The following is a 20,296-nucleotide window of genomic DNA, read 5'->3' on the forward strand; positions in this document are numbered from 1 at the left end:
TTATAATCACAATACCTGCTGTCAGACATCAATTATTAAAATCAGCAAATATTCCATACTGGAGGTAACAAATTGCATAATATGACCTAATTATTATGATTCGCACACTTGTTGAATCTGCTTTCCAAACTGGATACCTTAGTGTTGAATCTGAAGGTCTACTCCATCAAGTGCTAGCGACAAAGTCTTATCAGTCAGATGATTTGGTAGCCCTTGCCGCTTTATATGATGCAGTTCGTGGGGGTAGAGTTAAACGAGAAGCATCCTCAAAATTACTCATAGAAATTCCCTTAGGGAATGAATCTTGCTGATACTCTTGCAACAGTTGACTTTGGCGTTGCATAGTTGCTCCAAAGCGGGACACGTCACCTCAGTCAAAAAGCCCTAAACTCAAAAACTCTTGGGCTGTTGTTGTCTAAAACCGTTCAGGTCAGCAAGAGAATGAGTTAAGATCAAATACATAGGGGTAAAAGTACAGCCGAGTTCCCGGACTTCCCAGCAATGCCAATGACTACAAGTAGGCAACTCAAACAACCGCAATCGATGTTTGTTTCGGAGTATCTATTATTACATAATGGTAGAAAGAACTCATCAGCAAGGATTAACCTAGTGAGGATAAATCCCGAATTGTATGACTTCTATGAAGAATACATTTGCTAAATCCCCCTGATAGAGTTTTAGTTTCACCAGCGCAGTCACTACTAGTTGATTACCCAAAATTTCCTTTGCTTGGGGTTAACACAGGTAGAAAAGCGAAACCGTCAAACTAGCTCTTTCGGGTATTATGCACTGGGGGCACACCCAGATTTTGAAAGGTTTAACTACGTTGTTTAAAAAGGCAGAAGCAGTACATGCTACACCGCAAGATTTATCAGTTGTGTTGCGATGGGCGGGAGGTATGTGTATTCTTGCGGGATCAGCAACGCTGGATCGAGCGTGCCCGCATCATTGATATAGAGGGTGATTTAGTGACCCTACGCTATGAAACAGATGAAGAGGATGAAGTTTGTTCTTGGGAAGAGATGGTTCGACTCGAAAGTATTGGTGCTGTCACCCAAAAGTTAGCCTCAGTACCACGCGGCAATGTAGAACCTTTGCTAACCGAAGACTGTCCTGAAGCTGAACGTATTCGTAACCACTACCCAGATTCAAATGCTGAATAAATCAAAATAGTCGAGAGTTAAAAGTCCAGAGCCAATGTTTCCGCTCTGGACTTTTGGCTTATTTGGGCATTGGGTAATGGGTAATGGGTAATGGGTAATGGGTAATGGGTAATGGGTAATGGGTAATGGGTAATGGGTAATGGGTAATGGGTAATTGTTCTTCTTCCCTTATCTCCCTTATCTCCCTCATCCCCAATCCCCAATCCCCAATCCCCAATCCCCAATCCCTATTCATCCTCATTCAACGCTTCATAGGCGGGACAGTAACCTTCTAGGGTTACCTTGAAGTTATACAAGGGGGAATTGGGATTCCAGCAGCGTTGTCCCCTTTGATACCGACAGGTTCCGCAGCATTCTATGTCTGTCCAGGTAAAGCGATCGCTATTTTGATTGAGTAGTTCTCTTTGAGGTAAACCTCTCAATACGATTTCTTCCCCTTGCCAACGGGCTTCAATTAAGCCTGTGTCGGCAAATTGTCGCCAACGGGGGTCTGTGGTAATCGTTTCTGGTAGGGTGATGGTGATACCAGTCCCTAATTCTGTCAGTTCACCTTCATAATTAGTTTCTGGGGCGGCTGGTTGTAAAAAGGTGTCGCCTATGGGCAGTTCTACTAAAACACCTGCTGCTGGAGAATGTAGGTGGTAGCGGTTCTGTAACTCTTCTAAGCCTGTTAAATCTGCTAGGTATGCGGGGGAACCGTGAACAAAAATTACATGTTGCGGTCTTAAATTATGAATTAGCTGGGTAGTACCTGGCCCATCACTATGCTGGGCGAGGAGATAGCTTTCAATAGTGGTAGGCGCAGGATATTGTTTTTTAGTTTTGATATCTATTTTTTCTGGCAGCAAAATTAACCAGGGGCCTGTGTCGGCTTGGCAATATTGGCTGAAATCTGCTGTGGAATCTGTGAGGACAATACAGGGAGATTTGCCAATATTAGGGCGATGTTCTGCTTGCAAACGCCGCACGCGGGGGCGTACTCTTTCATCCCAAAATAGGGGTTGATGGCGGGCGAAGTTTTGGACTGAGGCGGGGAGGTGGGGTAAAAGTTCGAGATAAGCATCGCAGCCTGTGGCGACAGCACCGTCAACCCAAATATCTAAATCTCTACCTGTAAAGTGGTGATGGCTGCGTAATAACATTAATAGTTCTTGTCCCAAACCTAATGCGGGTGTGGGAAGCAGCACAGAACAACGTTCTGCGATCGCGCGATGAATGCGTTCTGCTAGCTGATTTTCTTGGTTGCGGCGGTGGGGATGGCGGGAGGTGCCATAGGTAGCTTCAATAATCAGAGCATCTAAGTCTAATCCTCGCAATTCTTCTAACCGCAATCCTTCCACCAACCGCGAGTTAGACAAGAAAAAGTCGCCTGTATAAAGCAGTCTGTAGGTGCGTCGTTGGCTGGTATAGGTAAGTAGAATTGCTACCGCCCCAGGTAAATGTCCGGCGGGAAATAATTCTGCGACGAGGCCCTCTTTAAATTCCACAGGCGATCGCAATGGTAACGCCTGACAAAACTGGGGAATTGACTTCAAATCTTGGTTTAACCAGTTTAATGATAGTAACTTGCTGGTTACTTCGCTGGCGTATATAGGTAAATTTGGAAAAGCCTGATGCAGTTGCAGTAAGCCTCTAGCATGATCGGGGTGAGCATGACTGATTAAAACTAAGTCTGCTGGTAGGGGTAAATGCCGTTGGCGCGCTGAATTTTTCAACCCCTTCACCAGCAATGAAATATCTCCCAACCCACAATCCAGCAAGATGCGGTACGGCCCCATTCGTACCACTAAACACACGCCCTCATCATTATGCTGGACGCTATAAGGCAAACATTCTAATTCGGTAGTTTCCTCCCCAGCATCAATCCGAGAGGACGAAAGATTATCCCTCATAATTCTCCTCCCCTCTAGCCTCATTGTTATGGACATATCCCAAAAGCCAAAAATTACGGGGTTTGCTTGTTTTTTGACTTCGGGGTAAGTCTCATTTTGCACCCCTTCACCCTGAAATTGCGGATTTTTGATGGGGGAGGACACCTCCGCCGAACCCGCACTGGTTCGGAAAAGTTGGGTACTGAGAAGCCCTCAAATTATGGGCTAGGGGAGTTTTCCTCTTGTCTATGTTCCTTTCCGATGCTCTAAAGCTCTTTCAATGTGCAGAGCCATTGCCATGATAATTGTCGGAATCATAAAAGCCATTTTTTGTGCCGAAAAACAAGCACAAAACTGTAAATATGACTGTTAATCCCACCAAAATCAGCTTTACGTCCATTGGTTTGCTACTCTTTACTAAAGACTTCCATCATATTAATAGGGTGCTTCTGCATCAATGCGGAAACACTAGAAAATCTTTACTATGCTTAGGTTGATTAGCTAATAGGTAAATCTACCGCAATAAGTCAGATTGTAGACTCTTTCGTCTCACCTGTCTATCTATCTGTATACCATTCTTAGCATTACTGTGTACATCAACCTGGGTTAATAAAAGTTTGCTATTTAACCATTTGAGTACATCTTAAAAGTAGGTCTTCGTAAATATTTATCATCAAGATAAGGCGGGAGGCAGGAAAAAAGAGAGTTTTAGCTTAATTAACTTTTCTTAATATATTTTTGTCTTTTTACTAACTTAGTAATGTATTACTAATGTTTTATTTGCAATATCTATTTGTATTCATTCTTTTATTTAATTTACCTATATAGGCACTCTGATAAAAAAACAGGGAAGAAGACATCAAGTCTACGGACTTTCTTCAACCATCAAATAAAAGTCCTATAGCTGTTGAACCAAATATCTCGCTCATTCAGCGTGAAGCATAATGCTTCTTTCTGGCAATTTGTTGTACTTAAAAATATTTATACATTTTACTCTATATCTTACTTAATATATTTTGTATTTAAAATATAAGTAACCTTATATTTAGTATATCGACTTTATTTATATAAAACATACAAACACTTAAATGTTTAAACATTTAAATTGCATCTAAACATCTAGATGCAAAATGTCCAGATGTTTGAATATGCAGTAGAATTCTGAGAACTATTTGCTGATTAAACCAAAATGATTATTACGGTAGCGGCGTTTAAGGGAGGTGTAGGCAAATCAACCACAGCACTACACCTAGCTACATATCTTCAGAACCTAGCTGATACACTGCTTGTAGATGGCGACCTCAACCGCAGTGCTTTGGATTGGTCTAACCGAGGTTGTTTACCATTCAAAGTTGCTGATGAACAGCGGGGGATACACTTGGCTAAACTCTATGAACATATTGTGATTGATACTCCAGCCAGACCAGACCCAGATGAGTTGAAAACTATTGCTCAGGGATGCGATTTGCTAGTTATTCCTACTACTCCTGATGCGATCGCTTTAGCTGCAACAATGCAAATGGTGGAGTCTATCAAGCAATACAAAACTAATTATCGCATTTTGTTGACGCTGATTCCTCCAAATCCCAATAAGGCGGGAGAAGAAGCACGAACAGCGTTGTTAAACGCTGGGTTACCTGTATTCAAATCTGGTATTCGTCGCCTAGCTGTATTCCAACGTGCAGCTTTAGAAGGAGTACCAGTGAATGCCGTGAAAGATTCCTATGCTCAAATTGCTTGGCGGTGTTACGCTGAGGCTGGAAAAGAAATATTGGAAAATTTAATAACAGTCAAGGGTCAAGGGTCAAAATAATTTGTAGTTATACTATTTTTTCACAATCATCTAATTCTCACTCTGCTGTCAAGATTTTCCTTCATAGCTTTAAAGAAAGTTGGATTCATCAGATTAAAACTTTTGACTTTTGAGTACAGACGCGATTAATCATGTCTCTGTGGCTTTTAACTTTTTGACTATTAACTAAATAAGGAGAAATTAATTTTGAATAAGAAGAAAAATAGCCGTTTTGATGAACTAATTGATGCTGCGCGCAGCCGTCAACAACGAGACAACCCACAGCTAATAGAAGATAAGCCAACTTCTTTAAGCAAAAGTACCGACCCTGAATATATTCGCACAACTATCTATCTGCCTAAGCAGCTGCATCGAAAATTGAAAGCAGCAGCCGCTTTTCAGGAACGACAGATGAGCGACATTATGACAGAGTTGGTTGAGCAATGGCTTTTATCTAATGGGGGATTGGGGACTGGGGATTAGGGATTGGGTAATGGGTAATTGGTAATTGGTAATTGGTAATTCGTACAAACACCAAACACCAAAACTAAAGCACAATTTCCTCGCCTCGTTCGGTGAAGCGTACTTCTTTAATCTTCCATTGAGGATTGCTGGTGAGGGTTTTACGAAGGCTACCAAACATGGCAAACTGTTCACAACTAGAAAGAGAGGCTATTTGCCGTTTAGAGTTGGGCGCTACTCGCAAATCAACGGTAGCAACGCCATTTTTGAGGTTAACGCGGTAACTAGATAAGTTAAAGTCTCCTGTATCTCTTTGCTCTAAAATCTTACTCACCGCACCTTCTACAGGCTCATCTGCTGGTACTGCTACTTTTTGGGGAATTAGTTGTTGGCATTGCGTGTCACTTGTGTATAGGGTGACATTGGTAGTTTTACCTGTAGCAGCTTGCTCTGTAGGAGAGGCTTTTGCGGATGGTGTCTCAGTCGTAGTTGTAGCAGGTGTGCTTTCGGTGGTTGCTTTGGGCGAAGGTACGCCAATATTGTCAGATTTAGCCCTCAGTTGAGCCATGCTGGGTGTTTGACTGGGGGAGGGTACTGATTCAATGTTTGATGTTACAGTGGGCGCTGGCGACTCGCTAGCGGTATCCTGAGTAGAGCTAGGATTAGAACTACAACTGCTGATGCTGGTTGCGATCGCCACAGCAAATAATGGTAAAACATATCTTTTAGTTATGCTCATCATGTTATACACCCTTTAAAGTTGTTGCTTTGAAGTTGTGAGGTTGTTGTTATTAACTTCAGTGTTATTGTTTTCAGTTCCGTATAAATTAGCGAGATTTGAATTAGATTTATCCAAGCTTAATTTTGCTAGTAAAATTGCTGATATTTAAAACCATTCCCCCAATTCTGCCTTAAATTGTCAGTACTTTCCTCGATGCCAGAAAAGCTTATGTCTAACAATGAAGCCAGTACATACGATATCCGTAATGCTGAGTACGATGGGATTGCAATTGATACTTGGGAACCAGCCAAGTGGAAGCAATGGAAAGCCAAACATTCACCATCTGACGAAAATGTGAAGATGGAGCGTGAATATCTCAGGATAAAACACGCGGTTGGGCAAGCTAACTTGGCATTAAGTTTGGATAAGGTGAAGGTTAAACTTAAGCTTACTAGTGCTAAAACTATCGGTTTACAAGGGACTTTTCCCTGTAGGCCTGGGGATGTAGGAAAAAATGGTAGTCCAAGTAAGCAGTATACCATTTCGTTTGGTTTTGCTGCTAATGATATTGGTGTAAAAACGGCAGTAGTTAAAGCCCGAGAATTAGATTTATCACTAATTACCAAACAATTCCAGTGGACACCAGAATTACTTGGGAAGCAAGCACAAAAAATTGCGTTACCAGCACCAGAAGATTCTGCCAAACTCATCAGTGAATTGATTCAAGAGTATGAGCGGGAGTTTTGGAAAACCCATGAGAAAAATCGCCAAGGAATCCGCACTTGGGAAACTCATTATATTAGACATCTAAAAAAGCTACCCCCAGATGAGCCAATGTCTTCATCAGCTTTAGAAAAAGCATTGGAAAAAACCAAACCTAATACATCTGGGCGGTTTTTCTTAGCATGGCAATTGAAGAAATTTTGCGAATTTTGCGGTATTAATGGCTTAAAAACAATTGATGCTTATGCTACACCTAAGCCTTATCCTAGTATTCGCAAAGTACCTACAGATGAGGAAATTATTCAAGGATTTAATAAAATTGGGATGCCATTATCGGCATTCGCTACTAAGGAGAATATTACAAAACCGGAACAATGGCAATGGGCTTACGGAATGTTAGCAACTTACGGTTTAAGACCCCATGAATTATATGCCATTGATATAGAAGCGTTTACTCATCCTCACAATACTTTTCATTTAGTAACATTAAATCCGCGATTGACAGAAGGTACTAAAACTGGTGAGCGTAGTTGTGGAATTCCGCCTTTATATCCCCATTGGATAGAATTATTTGATTTAAAAAATGTCAAGTTTCCTTACAATGAAGGTAAGCTCAGTAATAAAACAGCAAAGCTTTACATCAGATTTAGAGCGACAAATATTGGGTTTAGACCATACGAATTACGTCACGCTTATGCTATCCGTGGACATCGGTTGCAAGTCCCCATTAAAACGATGTCTGATTACATGGGGCATACAGTACAAGAGCATACTAAAACATATCAAAGATGGATGAATGAGGATGCTAATTTAGAGATTTATCGTGAAGTTGTCATTCATCGCCAAGGTACAAGTAAGGAAGCTTTAAAGGCTAGAATTGCAGAATTGGAAGCAGAAAATCAGGCGATTAAGGCTGAGAATGCGACGCTGAAAGCGTTGCTTATTCAACATCAGTTGGGTGAGGTAATGGGTAATTAGTCATTAGTCATTAGTCATTAGTCATTAGTCATTAGTCATTAGTCATTAGTCATTAGTCATTAGTCATTAGTCATTAGTCATTAGTCATTAGTCATTAGTCATTAGTCATTAGTCATTAGTCATTAGTCATTAGTCATTAGTCATTAGTCATTAGTCATTAGTCATTAGTCATTAGTCATTAGTCATTAGTCATTAGTCATTGGGTGTTTGTTATTTCTCCCTCATCTCCCATTATCTATGCCCAATGCCCTATGCCCAATGCCCTATGCCCATTTCCCAGTCATAATGTTGTTTACTGCGTGGAATTGGGAAGACTAAGTACTAATGTTAACTTCATCTTCCTAGCTAGCAAGTGACAAATCTATGACTTGCAATCTGATTACTGTAGATAAAAATACTTATGAATCTCTACAACAGGAACTGACAGAACTGCGTCAGAGAGTGGGGTCTAATCACTGCTTCAGTTCGCTAAAATCTCGCCAGCAGATGCAGTTATTTATAGAATACACTCCAGCTGCGATCGCTGTTTTTGACCTTGAGATGCGCTACTTGTTAGTTAGTCGGCGTTGGCGAGAGGATTATAGCTTAGGCGATGAAGAGATTATTGGGCGTTCTCATTATGAAGTTTTTCCAGAAATTTCCCAGAATTGGCGAGAAATTCACCAACGCTGTTTAGCAGGTGCTATTGAGAAATCTGAAGAAGATATCTTCATTCGTGCCAATGGTACTACTGAATGGGTGAAGTGGGAGATACATCCTTGGCATGAAGAATCTGGTGCAGTGGGTGGCATTATTATGTTTACCGAAGTGATTACCACTCGCAAACAGACAGAAGCAGAACTGAAACGACTTAATGAAGAATTAGAAGCCAGAGTTGAGGAACGCACAGCAGAGTTGCGTCATAGTGAAGCTAGGTTGCAACGACTGGCAGATAATGTACCAGGGATGCTTTATGAATTTTGCCTTCAACCCGATGGTACAGGGTATTTTCCCTACGCATCTTCACGATGTCGAGATATTCTCGAACTAGAACCAGAAGAAATTAAAGAAGACGCATCCTTCGCATTTAGCCTAATTTATCCTGATGATGTTGTAAAAGTACAACAAGCAATTGCTGAATCTGCCCAAACTCTGCAAGACTTTGACTGCGAGTGGCGGATGATGACCCTTACTGGTAAAAAGAAATGGATTAAGGCTTTCTCTCATCCAGAACTTCAAAGAGATGGTGAGGTGATTTGGTATGGTTGCTTATTTGATATTAGCGATAACCAAAAAACCCAGCAAAAACTGCAATCACAGGCACAATTTTTGCAAAGCATCTGGGAAGGTGTAGATTATGGCATCTTTGTCTTAGATGTTTTAGATGATGGTGCAGAGTTTCGTTATGTAAAATTCAATCCTGCTATCCTCCAACTCAGCCCCATGCCGTTAGAATCTTTTGTAGGGCGAACAATGGCAGCTGCATTACCTGCTGATATGGCATATTACTATCGCCAGCGTTATCAAGAGTGCATTAAGTTACGCAAGAGTATATTTTTTGAGGAATCTTTCTGGCATAATAACCAAGAAAATTGGTGGTTATTAAATATCACGCCCCTGTTTGATAACAACTCACAAATTACTCAACTAGTTGTCACGACAACAGAGATCACAGAACACAAACAAGCTGAACAAGAACGGCAAATTTTTGTTTCGTTGATTGAAAATAGTAGCGACTTTATTGGTTTTGCATCTTTGGAAGGTAAAGCATTATTTTTGAATGAAGCCGGACGAAATATTGTAGGCATTGAAAGTTTGGAGTTTGTCAAAAATTCTAACATTATTGACTATATATTTCCCGATGATAGACAATACTTACTCCAGGAGGTTTTACCGATAGTTATAAAACAAGGAATGTGGCAAGGTGAATTGCATTTTCGACATTTCCAAACAGAAAAAGCTATTTCTGTTGATTACAATATGTTTGTGATTAAAAATCCTGAAACTGCAGAGCCTATGTGCTTTGCTACCATTACGCGTGATGCTAGCAAACGCAAAGAGGCAGAAACTAAATTACAAGAGCAAGAGCAGTTTTTACGGAGTATTTATGATGGTGTTCCTCAAGTTATATTTGTAGTTAATGTTTTAGAAAATGGTGAATTTCGTTTTGCTGGTTGTAATTCATCAGCAGAAAAAAGCATAGGAATAAATCATGCCAAAATTATTGGCAAAACTCCCGAAGAATTGCTGGGAACGATTGAAGGCACATTAGTGCGTCAGCGTTATCAAAGCTGTATAGATGCTGGTAAAGAAACTACTTATGAAGAGTGCTTAACTTTCGATGAACAAGAGAAATGGTGGTTTACCACACTCAATCCTCTGATAAATAACGAAGGAAGAATTTATCAAATTGTCGGTACAACTTGGGATATTACTGAGCGTAAACAAGCCGAAGAAGCGCTGCAAGCTAGTCAACACTTCATTCAACGTATAGCAGATTCTTCGCCTAATATTCTCTACATTTTCGATTTAGAAGAACAGCGCAATATTTACGCCAATCAAGAACTTGAAACGCTTCTGGGTTACTCTAATACAGAAATTCAACAACTGGGAGATAATCTGCTTCCGGTGATTATGCATCCAGATGATCGAGAAAGAGTCAGCCTTCACCATCAGCAATTTCTTACCAGCAAAGATGGTGATATTGTGGAGATTGAATTTCGTGTTAGACGTGTAAATGGTGAATGGTGCTGGCTTTACTGTCGAGAAACACCATTTAACCGCAATGAACAGGGAGATATCAAGCAAATTTTGGGTGTATCAACTGATATTACTGAACGCAAACAAACCGAAATTCAATTACAAGCACAAGCACAAAACTTAGAAAACACTCTGCGCGAACTCCAACGCACCCAAGCGCAACTCATTCACAGCGAGAAAATGTCATCTGTGGGGAATATGGTTGCTGGTGTCGCCCATGAGATTAATAATCCGGTAAATTTCATTCATGGTAATCTCATTCCTGCTAGTGAATATGTTGAAGATTTATTACATTTGCTGGAATTATATGAACAATATTACCCTGAGCCAGCCGCAGAAATTCAAGCAGAAATTGATGATATGGAGCTTGATTTCCTCAAGGAAGATTTAATTAAGTTGCTCCAATCTATGCGGATAGGAACCCAACGTATCCGGGAGATTGTACTATCTTTACGGAATTTTTCACGCTTAGATGAAGCAGAATTTAAGCTGGTGAATGTCCATGAAGGTTTGGATAGTACTCTGATGATTCTGCACCATCGCTTGAAAGCGAAAGCAGATAATTCTGAAATTGCAGTAATTAAAGAATATGGCAAATTACCCTTAGTCGATTGCTATCCTGGACAACTCAATCAGGTATTTATGAATATTATGAGTAATGCAATTGACGCTTTAGAAGATTCCCTGTCCAGTAATGGCGAAGAAAAAACAAGTCCCCACATTCGCATTCGGACAGAAGCTGTTAATAGTAATCTTGTAGCTATTCACATTGCAGATAATGGTAAGGGAATTCCCCCAGGAATAGTTTCTAAATTATTTGACCCTTTCTTTACTACTAAAGATGTGGGTAAGGGAACCGGATTAGGATTATCTATTAGTTACCAAATTGTAGTAGATAGACATGGTGGTAAATTATATTGTAATTCCGTACCAGGAAAGGGCGCAGAATTTGTGATTGAAATTCCGATTACGCAACCAGAAATGCCAACGTAATTAAGTATCCTCACAAAGTTACAGGTGCGTTAGCCTCCGGCAGGTTGAAAATGAAATATGATGAAGTTGGTACTAGTTAGGTGAAATCTAGAAACGAGGGTAGTTATGTTACTTCAACTCAACCAGCTAGTTGTACCTGTCGGTCATCAGTTGTTGATTAAAAATATATCTTGGTCAGTATACAAAAATATTTTGGCGGAATTGGGTGAGAACCGCAATTCTCGTATATCATACAGTCAAGGAATGTTAGAAATCATGGCTCCATTACCAGAGCATGAGGTAGCGAAAGTTATTATTGGGGACTTAGTAAAGGCTCTACTAGAAGAACTTGATATAGAATTTTGGAGTTTGGGTTCTACCACTTTTGATCAAGAAAAAATGGATACTGGAGTAGAACCTGATGATTGTTTCTACATTCAAAATGAAGCGGCTGTACGCGGTAAAGATAGAATTGATTTAACAGTTGATCCACTACCAGATTTAGCAATTGAAATTGATATTACTTCTCGCACTCGGTTTAATAATTATGAGGTATTGGGTGTGCCGGAATTATGGCGCTGGAATGGTAATCGCCTAGAAATTAATGTGATGATTAATGGTAAATATGTAGCTTCTACTACTAGTAATGTTTTTCCCAATTTAGCGATTGCTCAAATTATTCCTGAGTACTTAATGCGGAGTAAAGTTGAAGGGAGAAACGCTACTATGAAGGCTTTTCGAGCTTGGGTAAGAGAGCAAAACTCCCTAATGTACGCCCGATAAATTCCCACTTATCAGCTCTGACTTAGGCGAGTACTCACGCTACAGCCACCGCAACCACGCGAAAACCAACATCGGTGAAACTATCCACCCGTACGTTGGTGCTGCGAAAAGCAGACCTACAAAACCTAACTAGTTCGTGCCAAGAACCGCCACGCAGCAACCTATACCTATAATCATTATCGTTACTACTCAGCCATGCACTCCCGTCTTTGGGCGCTTCGTAATAGTTATTATGATATGTATCTATACACCATTCCCATGTATTGCCATGCATATCGTATAAACCGAAAGAGTTTGGCGGAAATCTTCCAACAGTTGTTGTTTCGTTACGATATTCACCTTTGGATGCAGAGGAGTAAGGGTAATTGCCGTTGTAGTTAACTAAATCAGTAGTAATAGTTTCACCAAAATAAAACGGTGTTTTGGTTCCTGCACGACAAGCATATTCCCATTCAGCTTCGCTGGGTAATCGATAGGTGCGTCCTGTATTTTGGCTCAACTTTTGGCAAAATTCCACAGCATCATTCCAACTAACTTGTTCTACTGGTCGTGTTTCGCCTTGGAAATAAGAAGGATTTTTCCCGGTAATTGTTTGATATTGCGCCTGTGTAACTTCATATTTACCCATGAAGAAGCCAGGAATTGTTACCTGATGCTGTGGACCTTCATCATCTCTTCTTTCTGCTTCCTCTACTGGCGAACCCATTGTAAAGGTTCCCCCTGGTATCTTTACCATTTCCAAGGTGACACCATTACCCAAATTTTCGACAAAGTATTTCGCTTCACCCTTGCTGGTTTGAGCGGGTTTTCCCTTTGCATCTACTGTCACCACATCAAATTTAAAAGTTTGTAAGCGATTTTGTGAGACGGGAGACTGGGTAACAGAACTAGTTGGTGTTGTTGGAGATTTCGTTGTTTTACCTGTACTCTGTGTTGGTAGAGAATTGTCTTTTGAACCAGATAACAACCGTTCTTTGATAATCGCCAAACCAAACCCAGCACCCATCAATCCGACAGTTTGAATTACTCTCCGCCGTGATGGGGTTGAGGGAGGTGGTGGTGTGAGTGCTTGTAATACTTCTGCGGCTGTGGGATAGCGATCGCGAAAATGATAACTCACCATTTTGTTTAAAATATCAGCTAGGCGATCACTAACTTTTGTCTGATTTCGCCAAATCACTTCGCCATCAGTGGGATTTTTTGAGATTTGGTGTGGCTGTATCCCTGTTAAAGCATAAATTCCCAACATTCCTACAGCATGAACATCGCTGCATAATTTTGGTTGTCCATCTGCTTGTTCACTTGGCATATAGCCAGGTGTCCCAATAGCAACTGTAGCACTGGTTTGTCCTTGGGCATTTACTGTCATACTTTCTTTAACTGCACCAAAGTCAATCAGTACAATCTTGCCATCTTGACGACGACGCATGATATTTTGCGGTTTGATGTCGCGGTGAATGATATTCTGCTGATGAACTACCGCCAAAATTTCTAAAATTTCTTATAATAGCTTAGTTACCTCACCCTCACTAAGCTGCTTACCTGGCGCAATTTCTTTACTCAAGTCTTCACCATCAACAAATTCTTGCACTAGATAAAATTCGCCATTTTCTTCAAAGTGAGCAAAGAGTTTGGGGATTTGGTTGTGTAGGTTGCCTAATCTGTATAATGCTTCTGCTTCACTATTAAATAACCGTTTAGCTATTGGCAAATCGGCTGGATTCAGGTTTTTTGGTTTTAGGTGTTTGACAACGCAAAAAGGACGGTTGGGTAAATCCAAATCTTGTGCTAGATATGTGTCTCCAAATCCACCACTTCCTATTAGTCGGAGGATTTTGTAGCGCTTGCGGAGAACTGCACCGATTAACATCAGGTTTACCCGATAGGATTTGAATTAGGTAAATTTTCCCAGATATATAGTGAATATAGCAAGCTGATACTCTAAAAAGTGCAATTTCTAGGCGTGACAGCTTAAACTATTTATCCCGCTAGGCATATTTTAACGGTTGTAGTCAATCATACTGGTGAATGCGATCGCCCAATTTTTTGCCATCTCACTTTGATTCTGGGCGTTTGAATGTCAGTTTGATTGCGCCTTTACCGCTAGCTTTTGCACCGCTACCAATTAACTTGACTTCTCCCTCACCGCTAATTTCTACCGAAAGTTCAATTTCTTCTAGCCGCATCCCAGAGTTACCTTGAGCTTGTTGTTCTGCACGGCTGAATAAGCGTCCTACCACCTGCAGAAAGTGAGACATTTCTTGCTCTAATTTCTGTGCGCTAACTTTAACTGCATCTCCAGGTGCTTTGGTACCTGTGGTTTCTCTGGTTTCGTCTCCCCAGTCACCACCTCTAAAAGTCACGCCTTTAGTACCATCAGGAATCGATATTTGCGGGGTGTCGTCGGTGACAATCCAAATGCTGTCTGAAGGTGTTTCTGGCATAGCTTTTCAGTGTTTATCTAAGATTTTATCAAAATACTATACAACGATATTAATGGTGATTTCAGAAATATGTCACTCGTTTTGTTGCTGGAGTAAATTTTTCTCACGCAGAGGCGCAGAGGCGCAAAGAAAAATTTTTGAGGTTTAGTTTGTTTGATTGAGATTTTAAAATGCTCTATTTGCTTCTGCATTTAGAAATATAATTAGCTTTCACCTAAATTTTCATTTATCGACATCTTCAGAGAAAATGATTAAAGTCAGATTTTCTGAAATTTTATATTGCTGCTTTTACCTACCATGCTTGAGTTCGTTTACAACCTGTATGTGTTGATTTCCTCTGTCGGTGAGATGAAATGCGATTTCTCATCGCTATATCATATTTTATATTTTAAGTCAATTGCTTTTGGGGTAAAATGGGTCAAAAATGGGTAGTAAAAAGTAAGAAAAAAGTAAGAAATGGATTTTTGTAGAAACGCTAGAAACTAGATATAGAGAGGAAAAGAGATGGTGCGACCGCGCAAGGTCTTTGCTCAACATTGGCTCAAAAGTGAGAAGGCTCTGGACGCAATCGTGCAGGCGGCGGAGTGTCAGGAGGGCGATCGCGTTCTGGAGATTGGCCCTGGTACAGGTATCCTGACGCGGCGTTTGTTACCTTTGGTGCAATCTTTGGTGGCTGTAGAAATCGATAGAGATTTGTGCGATTTATTAGCAAAGCAACTGGGTAAAAGAGAAAATTTTCTGCTGCTGCAAGGTGATTTTTTGACTTTGGATGTACAAGGAAATTTAGCAGCATTTCCTAAGTTTCAAAATCAAAATAAAGTAGTTGCGAATATACCTTATAACATCACAGGCCCAATAATCGAAAAACTGCTAGGAACGATTGCGAATCCTAACCCTAAACCCTTTGATTCAATAGTATTATTAGTGCAGAAAGAAGTAGCAGAAAGGTTATATGCAAAAGCAGGTTCAAAAAGCTTTGGAGCATTAAGTGTCAGGGTACAATATTTGGCAGAATGTGAGTTAATTTGTACAGTTCCAGCTAGTGCATTTCATCCACCACCAAAAGTAGATTCCGCAGTCGTAAGGTTACGTCCAAGACCAATAGAAACCCCAGCCATTGACCCGCGTAAATTCGAGAATTTGATTAAACTGGGGTTTGGCGCGAAGCGAAAAATGTTACGAAATAATTTACAACCAGTAGTAGAACGCGATCGCTTGACCCACTTACTGGAACAATTAGAGATAAATCCCCAGGTACGCGCTGAAGACCTCAGTGTATCCCAGTGGGTAACTCTAGCTAATCAGTTACTTTTAACCAATGATTGAGAAGGTTTTGGCGAACAATCCAAAATCTCAAATCCCAAATCTAAAATTGTTATGCGTTCCTACACCCTCATTGCCCCTGCTAAAATCAACTTGTATTTGGAAATCATCGGCGATCGCCCGGATGGATTTCATGAGTTAGCGATGATCCTGCAAAGTATCGACTTAGCTGACCAAATTAGCGTGCGTTCTCTCAGCACCGATACGATTCGCGTTCACAGTCACCACCCACAAGTACCCACAGATAAAACTAATCTGGCCTATCGGGCGGCGGAATTAATGGTAAAAGAATTTCCCGATAGCTTTGCGAGATTTGGCGGCGTGGAAATTACTATTGATAAACATATTCCTGTAGCGGCTGGGTTAGCTGGTGGTTCCACAAACGCCGCTGCTGTGTTGGTGGGAATAGATTTACTTTGGAATTTGGGACTAACTCAATCAGAATTAGAAGAACTAGGCGCGGTTCTGGGTTCAGATGTCCCCTTCTGTATCGCGGGGGGGACAGTGATTGCGACAGGAAGAGGCGAACAACTTTCCCCGTTACCAAACTTAGACAACATATATATAGTATTAGGCAAATATCGCAGCCTAGAAGTTTCTACAGCTTGGGCGTACAAAACCTATCGCCAGCAGTTTGGTAGCACCTATATTAAAGATACCGCCAGCTTAATTGCCCGTGCCAGTGCAGTACATTCCGGGCCGATAGTCAGAGCGATCGCCAATAAAGATACAGCAGACATCGCCAAAAAAATGCATAATGACTTAGAGCGTGTCGTGTTACCTGAGTATCCCCAAGTTTTGCAACTGCGAGAATTATTTGCATCTCAACCAGGGGTTTTAGGAACAATGATGTCTGGTTCTGGCCCGTCAGTTTTTGCTTTGGTCGAATCGCAACAACAAGCCGAAGTCATCAAGCAGCAAATTCGCGCCACAATTCCCAATGAAGATTTAGAATTGTTCGTGACGCGGATGACTACACATGGAATCAAAATCGCCTCTTCAGTTTAAGGATTATTAATCCCAAATCCCAAATCCCAAATCCAAAATTGTATGACTGACCCCAACTCCCTTCCCCAACCAGAAACTTCCACCCCAGAAACAATGAATCCGTTACGCTGTGTAACCGGAGCGATCATTTCTGGTGGATTAGGATATGCAATCTATTCGCTGATGATTTCAATCGCCACAAATTTTGCAAGTAAACCTATCCATTCCGATAACCAATTAGTAGTCAGAATTACTTCCGCAGTTCGGACATTGGTAGTCGGTGTATTCGCCTTGGGTGCGGGAGTATTTGGTATAGTTGCTCTGGGTTTATTAGCTTTAGCTGTGCAAATGGTAGTGCAAAAACTGACAAAGGCGAAGGAAGGTTAATGCGTAATTCGTAATTACAAATAAATAGGACTTACGCAACGCCGATAATTTCATTGCGACCGAAACGAAGTGTAGAGAAGCAATCCCAGCATCAGGAGAGATTACTTTCCTATCGCTCGTCATGATAGAGTTACTTGATTTTTGCGTAAGTCAAAAAATACTGATGGTAGAAGCTTGAATAAAAAATGGTATTTGGTTAGCTAGTTCCCAGAAGCTCAACTTTGTGACCTTACCAAGCCACCTGTAGATGAGGGGGAATGAAGAACAAAAATTACGTAGCTTGCTAGTTGCACCCTTGGTGAAGATTACGAATTACGAATTTTGAATTGTGCTCGGTCTAAACAAGCTTGGAATTTTTGCGCGAGTACCTGTACATGAGGTTCCAGAATCAGGGAAGCGTGGGAGCCGGGGACATCATAAAGTTCCACACCACCAGCCGCTAACCGACCCCAGCCTAATTCTCGGTCAACATCTAAGCCAACATTTTGCTGACTGGCGCGGAAGAGAGTTACTTGACCCGAGTAGATTGAGGGAATATAACTCTTACCAGCTTGATTATTGGCTAACGCTACTTCCAACAACCGCAGGTCTGGGAGCGATCGCTTGAGATAACGCAGGTAAAATTTATAAAACATACTCATCTTCCCAATCTGAAAATGCCAAGCTAATCTTTCCCACACATAAGTTAGCTGGTCTTGAATCTTCAAATTCAACAGTTTGCGGAGATGGAAAAAGTTTGCCTCATGGGAATTGGGAATTGGTTTCGCATAACCAGGCGATGAAACATCAAATATAGCAACGAGGGCAATTTCTTCACCTTGCGCTTTCAGTTGTTGGGCGATTTCAAAGCCGATAATCCCACCAAAGGAATAACCACCAAGATAATAGGGGCCATGCGGTTGCATCTGGCGTATTTCTTGGATGTAGTTAGCAGCCATTTGCCTCAAATCAGTGATGGGTGCTTGTTGACCATCAAGTCCCTTGGCTTGCAAAGCATAAATCGGTTGTTCGGGGTGCAAATAACGTGCAAAATCTCGATACAACAGGACATTACCCCAAACAGCATGAATCAAAAATAGGGGTGGCCTGGAACCTTGAGGATGAATTGCTACCAGAGATGAGCTAGATGCTGAAGATTTCGCTTGACTAAGAACAGCAGCAAATTGCTCAATAGTGGGTGCTGGAACCAGGGTAGATAAAGGCAGACTGTAGCCTAATTTCTGCTCAATTTTGTTGAACAGGGTAACCGCCAGCAAAGAGTCGCCACCTAAAGCAAAGAAATTATCGTAAATTCCCACCTGTTGCAGATTGAGAACCTCAGCCCAAATTTGAGCTAATGCTTTTTCTAGTTCAGTTCTGGGTGCAACGAAATTAGTCTTCAATTCTTTTTGCAGCTTTTTGGCTAAACCAATTCGCTGCAGTTTACCTGTGGAACCCTTGGGAATATCTTCCACAAATAATATTTGATTGGGCACCTTAAACCCAGCCAGCTTGCTAGCGACAAATTCACGCAGTTCTTTGTCGGTCACAGTAGCATTCTCATGTACGACAATAGCGGCTGCTAAATCCTCTCCGAGAGTGGGATGAGGAACAGCAAAAGCTACAGCTTGAGCGACTGCTGGATGCTCTAAGAGAATGTCATCAATTTCCCGAGGCGCGATTTTTTCGCCACCGCGATTAATTTGTTCCTTCAGTCTACCTGTTAAAAACAGGTAACCTTCATCATCAAGATAGCCTTGGTCACCGCTTCTAAACCAGCCATTGAGAAAGGAGTTTTGATTAGCTACAGGATTATTTTCATAACCATGCATCACATGGCCGCCCTGAACTACAATCTCTCCAATTTCATGAGGTGGCAATAAATTACCAGTTGCATCCATAATGCCTAGTTTCATCCCAGTGGCAATACCGACAGAACCAGGTTTACGCTGACGCGGTGGTAATGGATTGAGGGTAATAATACAGCCAGTCTCGGTCATACCGTAACCTTCGAGTATGGGAGCTTGGAATAATTCCTCTATCGCTCTCATCACTGGTCTTGGTAAAGCCGCACCACCAGAACGAATAAATCGCAACTTGGGAATGTTCTTGATATTGTTCTGAGTCGCCGCATTTAAAACTGCTTGATGAATAGTAGGAACCGATGAATACCAAGTAACTTGTAAATTTTGCAGCCAGTCAAAAAACTGCAAACTATCAAATCCCGCCGCGCAAGCAACACTCCCACCAGCAGCAATGGAAGAGAGAATTGATATAAATAACCCCTGTACGTGGAACAGGGGCATAACATTCAAACAACAATCATTGGGTTCTAACTCCAGCGCCTTTTTAATAATGTCTGCGGCGATATATAAATTAGCCTGGGTTAGGGGCACTATTTTCGGTCTGACTGTGGTTCCTGATGTATGCAATACTAGGGCGGTATCTTCATTTTTACTGTGAGTGGGTTTGATTGGCGGTAAATGAGTTTCACCGCTGAGTTCAAAAATTCCGGCTTCAGCTTCTAGCTTTGGTGTCAGTTCAATAATGGGAATCTGGCGAGCTGCTGCAACTTCTCTGACGATGGAATCTATGCCAGATTGCACAATCAAAGCTTTAGCATTCAAATCATCCAGATAAAATTCAAATTGCTCGGCACTATAAGCAGGATTAAGCGGCGCGCTAGTGGCACAGGCGGCTACAGTTAAGAAAGCAGCAGCCATTTCCGGGCCATTGGGCAGTACAATAGCAACGCGATCGCCTACTCCCAAACCCAAGGTATTTAAGGTTGTCCGAATATCTTGGAGGTGTTCATAAAGACGAGCGTATGTCAAAGGTAGACGGCCAGGAGCTGCTATGGCTCTGGCTCCTGGGTTTTGCCTCACACCATCTATAATTAACTGCTCAATTGTCAAATTTGTGGAAGTACCAAAGATTGACGTGGCTCTGTCTTGTAAGTCTTGTATTGCCAT

15 protein-coding genes and 1 pseudogene are annotated in these 20,296 nt (G+C 41.4%); 10 read left to right on the forward strand and 6 right to left on the reverse strand.

What is annotated here, in order from left to right:
• Nucleotides 1-95 precede the first annotated feature (95 nt).
• Together HGR01_RS19395 and HGR01_RS19400 are read left to right on the forward strand one after the other, a co-directional pair.
• Nucleotides 96-311, forward strand: a complete 216-nt coding sequence (locus HGR01_RS19395; protein ID WP_045873918.1) for a hypothetical protein — start codon at nucleotides 96-98, stop codon at nucleotides 309-311.
• Between the two features lie 540 nt (nucleotides 312-851).
• A complete protein-coding gene (locus HGR01_RS19400; protein WP_045873919.1) occupies nucleotides 852-1,163 on the forward strand; it encodes a DUF6679 family protein in 312 nt (103 codons plus the stop codon).
• A gap of 17 nt (nucleotides 1,164-1,180) precedes the next feature.
• On the opposite strand, the gene HGR01_RS19405 is transcribed toward HGR01_RS19400, so the two are convergent.
• Both HGR01_RS19405 and HGR01_RS19410 read right to left on the reverse strand, forming a co-directional pair.
• Nucleotides 1,181-1,387 (reverse strand): hypothetical protein, encoded by a 207-nt coding sequence (locus tag HGR01_RS19405; protein WP_155539598.1) that lies wholly within the window; start codon nucleotides 1,385-1,387, stop codon nucleotides 1,181-1,183.
• Nucleotides 1,388-1,390: 3 nt separating this feature from the next.
• Complete coding sequence (locus tag HGR01_RS19410; RefSeq protein WP_045873920.1) at nucleotides 1,391-3,055, reverse strand: MBL fold metallo-hydrolase; 1,665 nt, start codon at nucleotides 3,053-3,055, stop codon at nucleotides 1,391-1,393.
• Nucleotides 3,056-4,223: 1,168 nt separating this feature from the next.
• Between HGR01_RS19410 and HGR01_RS19415 the strand changes: the two genes are divergently transcribed.
• Nucleotides 4,224-4,847, forward strand: coding sequence for a ParA family protein (locus HGR01_RS19415; RefSeq protein ID WP_045873922.1), 624 nt, complete (start codon nucleotides 4,224-4,226; stop codon nucleotides 4,845-4,847).
• A 183-nt stretch (nucleotides 4,848-5,030) separates the two neighbouring features.
• Entirely contained in the window at nucleotides 5,031-5,309 is a 279-nt protein-coding gene (locus HGR01_RS19420; RefSeq protein ID WP_045873923.1) for a CopG family transcriptional regulator, read from the forward strand.
• Nucleotides 5,310-5,373: 64 nt separating this feature from the next.
• On the opposite strand, the gene HGR01_RS19425 is transcribed toward HGR01_RS19420, so the two are convergent.
• Complete coding sequence (locus HGR01_RS19425) at nucleotides 5,374-6,027, reverse strand: GerMN domain-containing protein (RefSeq protein WP_194007743.1); 654 nt, start codon at nucleotides 6,025-6,027, stop codon at nucleotides 5,374-5,376.
• Nucleotides 6,028-6,237: 210 nt separating this feature from the next.
• Between HGR01_RS19425 and HGR01_RS19430 the strand changes: the two genes are divergently transcribed.
• The 3 genes from HGR01_RS19430 (at nucleotide 6,238) to HGR01_RS19440 (ending at nucleotide 12,204) form a co-directional block, all read left to right on the forward strand.
• Entirely contained in the window at nucleotides 6,238-7,710 is a 1,473-nt protein-coding gene (locus HGR01_RS19430) for an integrase (RefSeq protein WP_045873925.1), read from the forward strand.
• A gap of 363 nt (nucleotides 7,711-8,073) precedes the next feature.
• Entirely contained in the window at nucleotides 8,074-11,442 is a 3,369-nt protein-coding gene (locus HGR01_RS19435; RefSeq protein WP_045873926.1) for a PAS domain S-box protein, read from the forward strand.
• A 105-nt stretch (nucleotides 11,443-11,547) separates the two neighbouring features.
• Nucleotides 11,548-12,204: a Uma2 family endonuclease gene (locus HGR01_RS19440; RefSeq protein ID WP_045873927.1), complete on the forward strand. Its 657-nt coding sequence runs from the start codon at nucleotides 11,548-11,550 to the stop codon at nucleotides 12,202-12,204.
• A gap of 34 nt (nucleotides 12,205-12,238) precedes the next feature.
• Here the strand turns inward: HGR01_RS19440 and HGR01_RS19445 are convergent.
• Both HGR01_RS19445 and HGR01_RS19450 read right to left on the reverse strand, forming a co-directional pair.
• Nucleotides 12,239-14,074 (reverse strand): annotated as a pseudogene (locus tag HGR01_RS19445) (SUMF1/EgtB/PvdO family nonheme iron enzyme).
• Between the two features lie 184 nt (nucleotides 14,075-14,258).
• Entirely contained in the window at nucleotides 14,259-14,648 is a 390-nt protein-coding gene (locus HGR01_RS19450) for a hypothetical protein (RefSeq protein ID WP_045873928.1), read from the reverse strand.
• 504 nt (nucleotides 14,649-15,152) lie between these two features.
• Here HGR01_RS19450 and rsmA point away from each other — a divergent pair.
• Genes rsmA through HGR01_RS19465 form a run of 3 tightly spaced genes read left to right on the forward strand, consistent with a single transcriptional unit; the run spans nucleotide 15,153 to nucleotide 17,345 of the window.
• Entirely contained in the window at nucleotides 15,153-15,974 is an 822-nt protein-coding gene (gene rsmA / locus HGR01_RS19455; protein ID WP_045873929.1) for a 16S rRNA (adenine(1518)-N(6)/adenine(1519)-N(6))-dimethyltransferase RsmA, read from the forward strand.
• A 51-nt stretch (nucleotides 15,975-16,025) separates the two neighbouring features.
• The gene (gene ispE / locus HGR01_RS19460; protein WP_045873930.1) at nucleotides 16,026-16,979 is read left to right on the forward strand and encodes a 4-(cytidine 5'-diphospho)-2-C-methyl-D-erythritol kinase; all 954 of its coding nucleotides are present in this window, start codon (nucleotides 16,026-16,028) and stop codon (nucleotides 16,977-16,979) included.
• Between the two features lie 42 nt (nucleotides 16,980-17,021).
• Nucleotides 17,022-17,345, forward strand: coding sequence for a DUF3082 domain-containing protein (locus HGR01_RS19465; protein WP_045873931.1), 324 nt, complete (start codon nucleotides 17,022-17,024; stop codon nucleotides 17,343-17,345).
• A gap of 305 nt (nucleotides 17,346-17,650) precedes the next feature.
• Here the strand turns inward: HGR01_RS19465 and HGR01_RS19470 are convergent, their stop codons facing one another.
• Complete coding sequence (locus HGR01_RS19470; RefSeq protein WP_052335405.1) at nucleotides 17,651-20,296, reverse strand: AMP-binding protein; 2,646 nt, start codon at nucleotides 20,294-20,296, stop codon at nucleotides 17,651-17,653.

The organism is Tolypothrix sp. PCC 7712 (assembly GCF_025860405.1).
Lineage (GTDB): Bacteria > Cyanobacteriota > Cyanobacteriia > Cyanobacteriales > Nostocaceae > Aulosira > Aulosira diplosiphon.

Excerpts from the sequence above, each read along its gene's own strand:
- HGR01_RS19400 (WP_045873919.1), top strand. The coding sequence starts at position 852 with ATGCTACACCGCAAGATTTATCAGTTGTGTTGCGATGGGCGGGAGGTA.
- HGR01_RS19435 (WP_045873926.1), top strand. The coding sequence starts at position 8,074 with ATGACTTGCAATCTGATTACTGTAGATAAAAATACTTATGAATCTCTA.
- HGR01_RS19415 (WP_045873922.1), top strand. The coding sequence starts at position 4,224 with ATGATTATTACGGTAGCGGCGTTTAAGGGAGGTGTAGGCAAATCAACC.
- HGR01_RS19425 (WP_194007743.1), bottom strand. The coding sequence starts at position 6,027 with ATGAGCATAACTAAAAGATATGTTTTACCATTATTTGCTGTGGCGATC.
- HGR01_RS19410 (WP_045873920.1), bottom strand. The coding sequence starts at position 3,055 with ATGAGGGATAATCTTTCGTCCTCTCGGATTGATGCTGGGGAGGAAACT.
- HGR01_RS19465 (WP_045873931.1), top strand. The coding sequence starts at position 17,022 with ATGACTGACCCCAACTCCCTTCCCCAACCAGAAACTTCCACCCCAGAA.
- ispE (WP_045873930.1), top strand. The coding sequence starts at position 16,026 with ATGCGTTCCTACACCCTCATTGCCCCTGCTAAAATCAACTTGTATTTG.
- rsmA (WP_045873929.1), top strand. The coding sequence starts at position 15,153 with ATGGTGCGACCGCGCAAGGTCTTTGCTCAACATTGGCTCAAAAGTGAG.
- HGR01_RS19450 (WP_045873928.1), bottom strand. The coding sequence starts at position 14,648 with ATGCCAGAAACACCTTCAGACAGCATTTGGATTGTCACCGACGACACC.
- HGR01_RS19470 (WP_052335405.1), bottom strand. The coding sequence starts at position 20,296 with ATGGCAATACAAGACTTACAAGACAGAGCCACGTCAATCTTTGGTACT.
- HGR01_RS19430 (WP_045873925.1), top strand. The coding sequence starts at position 6,238 with ATGTCTAACAATGAAGCCAGTACATACGATATCCGTAATGCTGAGTAC.
- HGR01_RS19395 (WP_045873918.1), top strand. The coding sequence starts at position 96 with ATGATTCGCACACTTGTTGAATCTGCTTTCCAAACTGGATACCTTAGT.
- HGR01_RS19440 (WP_045873927.1), top strand. The coding sequence starts at position 11,548 with ATGTTACTTCAACTCAACCAGCTAGTTGTACCTGTCGGTCATCAGTTG.